9 protein-coding genes and 1 pseudogene are annotated in these 9,609 nt (G+C 30.7%); 4 read left to right on the forward strand and 6 right to left on the reverse strand.

Annotated elements, in window-relative coordinates:
- Positions 1-290: 290 nt before the first annotated feature.
- A pseudogene (locus tag B0A58_RS17105) lies at positions 291-722 on the forward strand (transposase).
- Positions 723-923: 201 nt separating this feature from the next.
- On the opposite strand, the gene B0A58_RS15240 reads toward B0A58_RS17105, so the two are convergent.
- The 6 genes from B0A58_RS15240 to lysA all read right to left on the reverse strand — a co-directional run bounded on the left by B0A58_RS15240 (position 924) and on the right by lysA (position 6,804).
- Positions 924-1,163, reverse strand: a complete 240-nt coding sequence (locus B0A58_RS15240; RefSeq protein ID WP_014084667.1) for a hypothetical protein — start codon at positions 1,161-1,163, stop codon at positions 924-926.
- 291 nt (positions 1,164-1,454) lie between these two features.
- Positions 1,455-1,874 carry a nucleoside-diphosphate kinase gene (locus B0A58_RS15245; protein ID WP_014084668.1) on the reverse strand — a complete coding sequence of 140 codons (420 nt, stop codon included), beginning with the start codon at positions 1,872-1,874 and terminating at the stop codon, positions 1,455-1,457.
- A 163-nt stretch (positions 1,875-2,037) separates the two neighbouring features.
- Positions 2,038-3,387 carry a YHYH protein gene (locus B0A58_RS15250; protein WP_089081754.1) on the reverse strand — a complete coding sequence of 450 codons (1,350 nt, stop codon included), beginning with the start codon at positions 3,385-3,387 and terminating at the stop codon, positions 2,038-2,040.
- Between the two features lie 124 nt (positions 3,388-3,511).
- Positions 3,512-4,546: a cytochrome-c peroxidase gene (locus B0A58_RS15255; RefSeq protein WP_089081755.1), complete on the reverse strand. Its 1,035-nt coding sequence runs from the start codon at positions 4,544-4,546 to the stop codon at positions 3,512-3,514.
- 25 nt (positions 4,547-4,571) lie between these two features.
- Positions 4,572-5,240, reverse strand: a complete 669-nt coding sequence (locus B0A58_RS15260; protein ID WP_317047330.1) for an MbnP family protein — start codon at positions 5,238-5,240, stop codon at positions 4,572-4,574.
- A gap of 358 nt (positions 5,241-5,598) precedes the next feature.
- A complete protein-coding gene (gene lysA, locus B0A58_RS15265; RefSeq protein ID WP_089081761.1) occupies positions 5,599-6,804 on the reverse strand; it encodes a diaminopimelate decarboxylase in 1,206 nt (401 codons plus the stop codon).
- 183 nt (positions 6,805-6,987) lie between these two features.
- On the opposite strand from lysA, the gene B0A58_RS15270 reads away from it, so the two are divergent.
- The 3 genes from B0A58_RS15270 (at position 6,988) to B0A58_RS15280 (ending at position 9,301) form a co-directional block, all read left to right on the forward strand.
- A complete protein-coding gene (locus B0A58_RS15270; protein WP_089081757.1) occupies positions 6,988-7,614 on the forward strand; it encodes a hypothetical protein in 627 nt (208 codons plus the stop codon).
- 297 nt (positions 7,615-7,911) lie between these two features.
- On the forward strand, positions 7,912-8,730 hold the full coding sequence (locus tag B0A58_RS15275) for a hypothetical protein (protein ID WP_089081758.1): 819 nt from the start codon (positions 7,912-7,914) through the stop codon (positions 8,728-8,730).
- A gap of 19 nt (positions 8,731-8,749) precedes the next feature.
- Entirely contained in the window at positions 8,750-9,301 is a 552-nt protein-coding gene (locus B0A58_RS15280; protein ID WP_089081759.1) for a hypothetical protein, read from the forward strand.
- The last annotated feature ends 308 nt before the right edge of the window (positions 9,302-9,609 follow it).

A 9,609-nucleotide genomic window follows, 5' to 3' on the forward strand; every position in this document is an offset into this window, starting at 1 on the left:
GAAGGATTGAAGGATTGAATGGTTAATTGTTATCTGTCTTTATGGCAAGTGTTATTAGTTCCAATACAAATAAACATGTCCAATAAAGTAATAAAAAGACATACAACAAATCTCTTCTATTAAAACAAATAGAAACGCTAATAGAAAGCAAAACTAATCAAAAATCAAAAAGTGGTTAGATTATCAAATACCTATTGCAGCAGTAGTGAAAGTAGGAATTTAGTTCTTGAACTTTTTGATTTTGATTTCATAAACTTCAGAGACATTTTAAAGTAAATAAACAATCAATCATGCCTTTTATAAAAATTTATATCCACTTGGTGTGGAGTACTAAAAACAGACTGCCATTTCTTGCTACCAAAAAATTGAGATGTAAAATGCGGAATCATATTAAAGAAAATGCTAAAGATAAAGGCATTTTTATTGATTTAATAAGCGGTTATACTGATCATTGTCATTGTTTAATATCACTTGGTGTAGATCAAACGATTCAAAAAACAATGCATTTGATAAAAGGAGAATCTTCTTTTTGATTTAATCATCTAAAATTGATACTTGAAAAATTTCAATAGCAAGATGAATATTTTGCAGTTTCAGAATTTATGATTGACAGCGTTTGGAATTAAATTAAAAATCAAGAATTGCATCAAAGTAAAAAAACCTTTCAGGAAGCGTATGATAAAATTTTTGAGAAATATGGATTTCAAAAAATTGATGATTAATTTAAAATTATTTTGGCTAAAGCCAATTGTATATCAATTCAAAATCGCTCCAGATAAATTTGGAGGAAATTAATTGAATAAAAATGGAATTTAACCCATTTGATAAATATGAATTTGAATAGAAATGGGTTTAAATAATTTATTGTCGATTTTTTAGGGAACACCATATTTGATCCTATTCAAAATGCAATTTGTTCAAATTTATTCTTCAAAAACCACAGCCCGGTGGGGTTTAAGGGCATCCCTAACAGCTAGCATATCCGATTGATACACCACCATAAATGCCGTGGCATATAACGATGAATGGGTTTCAAAACCAGTTATTTGAAGTGGCAACTCGTTTATTTTGATGTATTCGTTTAAATGCACTACATGATGTTGGGCAATAGGTGTGGCTGTTTGTCCTCTAAAATCCCAAATCAATTTTATTTTTGCTGTCATTTTTTTAGCTGTTTTTATTTTTTTTTTGAGAAGGCAAAGATACAATGTTTGGATTTATAAAACTAGTAACTAATATTTATCAAATTAGCAATGATGATTGCTACAAATTAAAGTATAACTAAATATAACAGTTATTTTATACCAAATAAACATATAAAAAATATTTGGTATAACCTCTATTTTGAAATAGTAATAAAAATGACTAGCCATTTGATACTGTTTTTTAAACAAAAAAAGTTGAAAACAAGGTGCGTTTTCAACTTTTTTATAGCTTATCAAAAAAAATATTTTTTAAAACTGCTCTCTGCCCGAAAAATGGAAAGCGCTTTCAATAGCCGCATTTTCGTCGCTATCTGATCCATGAACGGCATTTTCACCCATAGATGTTGCATAAGCCTTACGAATTGTTCCTTCGGCAGCTTCGGCAGGATTTGTAGCACCAATTAGGGTTCTAAAATCGGCTACTGCGTTGTCTTTTTCAAGAATGGCGGCCACTATGGGACCTCTAGACATAAAAGCAACTAATTCTCCATAAAATGGTCGTGCTGCATGTACGGCATAAAAAGCCTCTGCATCTGCAACTGTTAGTTGAGTTAGTTTCAATGATACAATTTTAAACCCCGCTTGGGTAATCATTGCCAAAATATTTCCGATATGTCCATTTGCTACTGCATCTGGTTTTATCATTGTAAATGTTCTATTGGTTGCCATTTTTTTATTAATTTTTAATTTATAACTGCAAAAATAACACTTTTTTTGAATAATTGATGTTTTTTCAAAAACCGTTTCATATTTATTTTATAAAAAACAAATCCGTTTTATACGATTCTGTAAACCTTTTTTAATTCATTTTTGAACAATAAATTGCTGGTAATCAATTTTTAATCAACACTGTTTTACTAATAAGATGTTGCCCGTCTATGATTTGCACAAAATAAGTTCCGCTATATACGTCATCTACTGTAAAATATCCAATCGACTGTCCTGAATTTATTTGTGTGTTTTTGATTGTTCGTCCATTAACATCAACTAATTTCAAACTTAAATTTCTATTTAATAATCCTCCTATTTGAATAGCAATCAAATCAGAAGCCGGATTTGGAATCACTTTTATGTTTGCTTGTTCTAAAATATTTGTTGGAATATCTAAATTTTGGGTATAAGTTGTTGTAGTTTCTGTTACTGATGTTACTTTTGCAGCGGTTTTATTTCCATAATAGGATGGTCCAATGATGTATGGATATGCCGAATTATGATTGGCATTTACGGTAGTAAAATAACAATAAATTCCATTTGGATATTCTGGAGTGATACAAAATCTCCCGTTGTAAATATCCAAATAACTAGCATCGGATGTGTGAGCTACCCATTGATAATCCTCTCGAAAAGTTCCCAATGGATACGTTGTACTTACAGCAGGTCCATCTAGTACGTCTGTCCCATCAGCATAATGTGTTCTTACAGAAATGTTACGCAATTCGTATCCCGATTTCATTCTTACAATACCTCCTGTACCATTTGTATTCGCATAACCATAGGCCCCATAAACGGGAAAACCATCGTATGCAAACCCCAAAAGAGGTGAATGTTGATTGGGATTGATTGTATATAGCCCATCTGCATCATACAAATTACATATAGTAGAAATCACATTGACATCTAAATCAAAGGCACTTGGATTTTGATGATGGTGATAATTAGTTCCTGCAGGATGTCCTTTTGAACAATCAAAGCCTAATTTTTCATATACAATGGCATCTCTATTCCACACACCATCACCAGTACCACCACTTGGTCCACCAGCAAAAGCTCCAGTGCTGTTTTTCCAGGAAACACCATCTCTATAATCGAACATGGCTACCCCATTGATAAATACACCAATATTTCCAGCGCCAACTGCCGTTTTAGTTCCCGTATTTTCGGTAGGATTTAATGGAAATTTGAATATGGCATTTTGATTTCCTGCATTATTAGGGTTGCCATCTCCTGTAAATGGCCCAACGGGATAAGATGGAATTCCTGTGGCATTTACATATACCCAATTTGTAGAATAGCGTACTTGCTGACAATTAACCAATATTCCGTTTGAAATAGCTGTTGAATTACCCGACACGTAATAAGTACCCGTTTGTGAATTATTTTGTAACCATTTGGTTATAGCAGGATTGGTCTGTGCATTTGTATAAATACTGACTAACAATAATAATAAAATATATTTTTTCATTTTTTCTGGATTTAGTTAAAGTTGAATAATTGCTTTCATTACATTTTAAAATGTCTAAAAGGCAAGTAGTATTACTATTTGAAATACAAAGATAATATTTTTTTTGTACAATCGTGCTACATAATTATTGTGCTTTTGGATAAGCATATTTTTTATTAAATAAAAAAGTTGAATCGGTCAATGTTTTTAAAAATGCAACAAGTTCTACACGTTGGTTATTATTCAAATTCATGGGTTGTAGCAATTCACTAGACAGGGTTTTGTGGTGTACAATGCCCGAATTATAATGCTTTACCACTTCGGTTAATGTTTTGAAACGTCCATCGTGCATATATGGAAAAGAGAATGCTATATTTCGCAAAGTTGGCACTTTAAACAATAGGGAGTCTTTCGGAATTTGAGTAATTTGATACCTACCAAGGTCGTTTAACGTTGCATCTATTGGTAATCCATTGTTTTTGAATTGATTTACAAAAAACAAGGGGGCAGGATGACAAGATGCACAATGCTGATTAAATAATTCGTAACCTTTTTTTTCCATAACTGTAAAAACTTCTTTATTTTGTAATACTACACGGTCAAATTTGGAATTACTAGTGGTTAATGCTACTAAATATTGCGACAGTGAATGTAGCAACAACTTACTGGTTATTGTATTTTTTTTAAAAACTTGCCAAAACAAGCGCTTGTAAGTTGAATTTTGATTCAGTTTAAAAACAACATGTTCCATAGTTTCGTCCATTTCTACGGGGTTTGTTATGGGAGCAATACCTTGAACATCTAAATGATTGATGCCTCCGTCCCACATAAAATTTTGATTCCAAGCCAAGTTTTGTAATGTTAGGGCATTTCTATTCCCTATTTTACCCTCAATACCATGGCTCAAATCATGATCTACATGTGCAAAAGCTGTTTGTTGCAAATGACAACTGGCACAAGAAATGGTATGGTCTTTAGACAGAATTGGGTCGTAAAACAATTTTCGTCCCAGCTCAAACCCTTCTATTGTTAGGGGATTAGTTTTAAAATCATATATGGGTTTTGGAAACCCTTTGGGTATGTCAAAATACAAATTTTGTGTGTGATTTTTTTGAAATGACAACAAGAAAAGTATTGCAAATATACTGAACAATATATATCTTTTTTTTATGTCTATCATGCGTTTTCATTTTTTATAGTCATTACTACTTGTAGTTCAAATAAATCATTTTCGGAAAAATATCTGCCAGTTGCATCGACTGAACTCCTGGAGTCATCACATGGTTTAATACCGAAAGATTACCGCTTTCAAACAAAATTGCAAAATCAAAAATAATTTCAAAAACTTCAGTTTTGGGATACAATCGTATGGTTCTCAATGCATTGTATGGCGATAAATAACCACCTACATGAAATTTGAATTCATTTTTACGTGTTTTACAACTTTTACTTGTACCCTCAATTTTCATATTGACATAACCACTTTGCCATGCCCAATACATCCCATGTACTACATCCAAATCATTGGAATGTAAACCAGAAACATTGGTAGTGCTATCGATTCCAATATCAAAAGTGAGGGCCTTTATTTTTTTGGTTCTTTGTTTTTTCAATTTAAAAAACCTACTGTTCATGTTGTCAATATCTATCAAATGGTAACTGTTTTTCTCTTTATTATATGTACCATCTGTATAGAGAATAGTAACGTTTGAAATATAAAATTTCAAAACATCTATTTGCAAAGTATCTGTCTTTGAAAAATATTGATGGTGCTGTTCTATTGGGTCTGTTTTCCAATGTAAATGAACACCAATTGGTATGTCATCGTTATTTTTTTGAGAAAAAACAAGTTGTATTCCTAAAAAAAAATACATCACAAACCCATGTATTGTAAACATTAATTGAATCATGAGAAAAATAGGGTTATAGCATTAGATTAAAACTTTTTTTTAAAAATAAAAATTATATTGTAAACCAAAGTAAATAAAATACCCAAAATATACAATATTATATTATAAAAAACATTAAAATAAATTCCAAAAACACTTTTTTTGATTCCTTTTTACAAAAAACAAGTGCATTGCATGTTTTTAATGTATATTTGATAACAGCGGTAATTTATATATTTAGGACTTACAAATATAGTAATTAGTACAATAAAAAAAGTCTAAAATTATTAGAATATATCTAACGATTTTAGACAATTGATGCTGTATTAATTTTGATAAAAAATTACAAATCCAATACAATTTGATTTTTCAACAAATCTTCAAAAGTTTCTCTTTCACGTATCAAATGGGCTTGTCCGTCTTTCCAAAGCACTTCGGCTGGTTTGTACCTAGAGTTATAATTGGACGACATACTAAAGCAATAGGCTCCTGCATTTCTAAAACATAAAATATCGCCTTCTTTGATTTCAGATATCCGTCTATTATTACCAAAAGTATCCGTTTCGCATATATAACCTACAACGGTATAAAAACGTTCCTTGCCTTTTGGGTTTGAAATATTTTCGATATGGTGTTGCGATCCATAAAACATGGGTCTAATCAAATGATTAAAACCACTATCGATACTGGCAAATACGGTAGATGTGGTTTGTTTGACAACATTTACTTTGGCCAAGAAAAATCCAGCTTCGCTAACTAAAAATTTGCCAGGCTCAAAGGCCAAAGTCAATTCTTTGCCATACTCTTTTTCAAAGGCCAAAAATCTTTTGCTCAATTTTTTGCCCAACTCTGCGATGTCGGTTTCAATGTCCGATTTGTTATAAGGCACTTTAAACCCGCTTCCAAAATCAAGAAAATCGAGGTCTTTAAAATTTTTTGCGGTATCAAATAAAATTTCTGCAGCATATAAAAACACTTCGATGTCTAAAATATCAGACCCCGTGTGCATGTGAATGCCGTTGATGTGCATTTTGGTATTTTCTACAATTCTCAAAATATGTGGCATTTGATGGATCGAAATACCAAATTTACTATCGATATGGCCCACCGAAATATTGGCATTGCCCCCTGCCATTACGTGAGGATTGATGCGGATACAAACAGGAATATTAGGATATTTTGTACCAAAGTGTTCCAAAACAGATAAATTATCGATATTTATTTGTACACCCAAGTGTGCGGCCTCTTCTAGCTCTTCAAACGAAACACCATTTGGGGTATAAATGATTTGATGGGGTTCAAATCCTGCATGTAAACCTAGTTTTACCTCTTGGATAGACACCGTATCCAGGCAAGAACCCAGGCTTTTTAATAATTTTAATACCGAAACATTGGAAAGTGCTTTTGCGGCATAGTTTATCCGAAGTCGCTCTACTTTTGCAAAAGCATTTTTCAAACGATTGAATTGGAATTCTATTTTTTCGGCATCATAAACGTATAATGGACTTCCGAAAGTGTCTGCTATATGTACTAAATCTTTTGGTTGCATGATTGTATTTTTTGGTGCAAATTTAAAATACAAATCCATACTTTCAAAGAAAAAAGCGAATAATTAACAAATTATAACAAAATGTTTGAAATATAACATTTGGTATTGATTTTTATTAATAAAAAATGATTTATATCTTTGTAACACTCATTTTTTATAATTGAAATAACATAAATTACGTCTATGAAAAAAAACACAATATTTCTTATTAATTTATTAGTTTTATTAGTCTGGAGTTGCCAAAACCCGACCAACAACTTACAATACAATGCTACATTGTTTGAACAAGTTGTGTATCCAAACCAGGTATTTGAACCCATCACAATAAAAAAAGTTGCTCTTGTAGATACCTTGAATTTTGATTCTTGCACTCCCCTTTTGAATTTAAAAAACAATATGAATATAAAAAAATACTTCTTTAAAAACAGGTTTTTTACTCACCAATATTATTACGGAAGCCTAGCCATTTCGAATAAAAACTTGCATTTTGTAGCTTTTGAACAATCTGAAAACGACATGGTTTTTAGTAAAACAGTTTATGCTTTGCTGCCAAATTCGGGTGCAAAAAACAATGTAGCAGTAAAAGTTTTTGAATCTGAATTGGATAATCCACAAAGATGTATTTCTTATATATATAAAGAATATATTATATTAACAACAAATTATAATTCTTATGCTGATATTATAAATAAAGGTGCTACAAATAAATCTACAATAAATTTTGCAGTGGTAAAAATTACAGATGATGGACGTTTGCAACTTTTAGGGGCTAATCAAAGCCAAAAGGTATATCAATTATTTTTCAAATAAAAGTTTCGTTTGATAAACAATAACGGAATTTTAATTATATTTGTCTGATTTTTGTTACTAACAAATGGAATGTGATACTTTACATTTTCGTTACAAAAAAATTGTCAATGTTTTAAAATTTGACAAAACAGGTGCTGAATCATTTTTGTTTATCATTTAACGAAATGTGATGGATTTTTTTGTAAAAAAATTAATAAGAATTTGAATTTCCATTTTTAGATAAAAATTATTAGCATTATTATTGGTAGAGCATTTTCTGGAGCAGTAACTTTTGGCATTGGGTGTGGTGCCGAGAATTTGTTTACCAATTTTTGGTCTCGTGCCACGTTTCAAGCCTTGGCACATGGCACGTTTCAGGGGAGTATGACTGCCGTAAACGGAGGTAGTTTTTGGAATGGCTTTGCCGCTGGAGCTTTGAGCAGTATAGCAAGTAGTGCCTGGAGTGGAGGTGAGACAATTACAGATAATGGGAATTATACAATGTCAATGACAAAACATGCAGGTTTAGGTGCAGGAACAGGCGACATTGGTACAATAGCCTTTGGCACCCTTAGTGGCGGTGCAGGTGCCGCCCTCACGGGAGGGAACTTTTGGCAAGGTGCAGTAACAGGGCTGGTGGTGAGTGGACTGAATCATACTTTTCATGGTACAAAAAATAAGGAATATACACGTAGAGATGTAAAAATTAAAGACGGAAAAATTATTGGCGAAAAATTGATTTATTTTAAAAATAACACAAAAGAAAAGCTACTTTATAACCAAGCTTTAAGTGAGCCAATAAAAACTAATGTTTTAAGTATTTATGCCCATGGTAACGTTCATAATGTTAATTACTATACTACCATAGGAGGAGTAGAAAGCATGTTAATCAATGATAGTTCTATGTGGCAAGATTTTAAAAAAAACGGGGGGACTTTAACAATAGATTTAAAATCTTGTAATACAGGTATTCTATCAAATAAAATAAATATTTCACAGCATTTAACATATCTTAATGAAGGACTAACAATATATGCTCCTGCAAACTATTGGTTATATAATGGTGAAATTCGTAATAATGCTGGATATAATAAATTTTATGAAGGAGAAAAAACGAATTGGGTACAAAATAGATAATTTTTAAAATAATAAAAATATGAAAACAAAACAGTATTTAACTATTTTATTATTACTTATACTATATTCTTGTAGTAATAAAAAAAAGAGTGTATTAGAAAAAACAAAATCTGATAAAGAAAATATTATGGAGCTAAAAAGAAAATGCGTACAAGAAGGTGATATTCAATCATTTGATGAATTAGTATTATATTATTCTTATCATGAAAAATTAGAGTATGAACTATTACCAATAGCTATAATCATGGCAGACACATATCATGCCAAAAAATCGTATTTGATTGTTTATTTATCAACAATAAAAATATATAATAAAGGAATATATTCCATTTATAATTTTAGAAATTTAACAAGCGAACAAAAAGCATTTGCACTGTATTATTTGGAAAAAGGAGTTTTCTCAAGCGACAGTTCTTGTATTCTTGAACTAGCCAGATTAAACAAATATGGTATTGGGATGCAAAAAAACATTGAAAAATCAAAATTTTATGAAAATTTATATAGAAAAAAAAATCCTTCATGTGATTTTGAAAAAAAAGATGAATATGAAATGAAAAATGGGATTTTATAAGCGAACTGAATTTTAACACATTATTTATCTATAATAATCAAAAACAATTGACTAAAGAAATTTCTAAAGAAAGTACAATTAAATATTTTTATAACAAAAAAGGATTACTAATAAGTCGAATAGACAAGAATAAAGATTATATTTTTAAATCTAAATACATTTATTCTAAAGAGATTTCGAATTAAAAATCTAGAAAAAAGAATTGTAAAAAACCATGTAAAATTGCTGAATTTAGTGTAGTATTCGACCATATCTTTGCTATCAAAAAAACAAAATATATCATTTTGCATACCGACAGAAAAAATTAT

Origin of the sequence: Flavobacterium branchiophilum NBRC 15030 = ATCC 35035 (genome assembly GCF_002217205.1) — a bacterium.
In the GTDB taxonomy this organism is placed as follows: domain Bacteria; phylum Bacteroidota; class Bacteroidia; order Flavobacteriales; family Flavobacteriaceae; genus Flavobacterium; species Flavobacterium branchiophilum.

Coding starts and splice junctions, on each gene's coding strand:
- B0A58_RS15240 (WP_014084667.1), bottom strand. CDS start 1,163: ATGACAGCAAAAATAAAATTGATTTGGGATTTTAGAGGACAAACAGCC.
- B0A58_RS15245 (WP_014084668.1), bottom strand. CDS start 1,874: ATGGCAACCAATAGAACATTTACAATGATAAAACCAGATGCAGTAGCA.
- B0A58_RS15250 (WP_089081754.1), bottom strand. CDS start 3,387: ATGAAAAAATATATTTTATTATTATTGTTAGTCAGTATTTATACAAAT.
- B0A58_RS15255 (WP_089081755.1), bottom strand. CDS start 4,546: ATGATAGACATAAAAAAAAGATATATATTGTTCAGTATATTTGCAATA.
- B0A58_RS15260 (WP_317047330.1), bottom strand. CDS start 5,240: ATGTATTTTTTTTTAGGAATACAACTTGTTTTTTCTCAAAAAAATAAC.
- lysA (WP_089081761.1), bottom strand. CDS start 6,804: ATGCAACCAAAAGATTTAGTACATATAGCAGACACTTTCGGAAGTCCA.
- B0A58_RS15270 (WP_089081757.1), top strand. CDS start 6,988: ATGAAAAAAAACACAATATTTCTTATTAATTTATTAGTTTTATTAGTC.
- B0A58_RS15280 (WP_089081759.1), top strand. CDS start 8,750: ATGAAAACAAAACAGTATTTAACTATTTTATTATTACTTATACTATAT.